The following is a 583-nucleotide window of genomic DNA, read 5'->3' as shown; positions in this document are numbered from 1 at the left end:
GACAGCGGCGCGAGGTCGCCGAGGCCGTGCGCTGGCTCGACGACGAGGACCGGCAACTGCTGTCGCTGTGGTGGCTGGAGGTCGCGGGCGAACTGACCCGGCGCGAACTGGCCGCGGCCGTCGGCATCACCCGGCAGCACGCCGCCGTGCGCGTGCAGCGGATGAAGGAGCGCCTGGAGACCTCGCGCGGCATCGTCCGCGCCCTGGACGGCGCCTGCCCGGACCTGCGCGAGCTGACCGGCCGCTGGGACGGCCGGCCCGACTCGGTGTGGCGCAAGCGGCTGGCCCGGCACATCCGCGGCTGCGGCTACTGCGGCGACCCGCGCGAGACGGTCGTACCGGCCGAACGCCTCCTGGTCGGCATCGCGCTCGTCCCGCTGCCCGTCGGGTTCACCCTGTCGCTCGCCTTCGGCGGCAAGACGGCCGCGGCCGCCGGCTCCGCCGGGTGGTCCGCCAAGCTGCTGGGCGCGCTCACCAAGCCGGCCGTCGCGATGACCGCCGGCGCGACGATCGTGGCGGGCGGCGCGTACGTCGTCACCCAGCCGCCTCACGCCCCGCCTCCCCGGGCCGCGGTCACCCCCAC

General features: G+C 77.0%; 1 pseudogene. It reads left to right on the top strand.

Annotation, left to right across the window (positions count from 1 at the left end):
• Positions 1–583: pseudogene (locus CCL05_RS43060) on the top strand (sigma-70 family RNA polymerase sigma factor); the annotation flags it as partial.

Origin of the sequence: Streptomyces africanus (assembly GCF_002150735.1) — a bacterium.
Taxonomy (GTDB): domain Bacteria; phylum Actinomycetota; class Actinomycetes; order Streptomycetales; family Streptomycetaceae; genus Streptomyces; species Streptomyces africanus.
The sequence above is the reverse complement of the archived record's forward strand: the minus strand, read 5'-3'. Positions and strand labels throughout refer to the sequence as shown.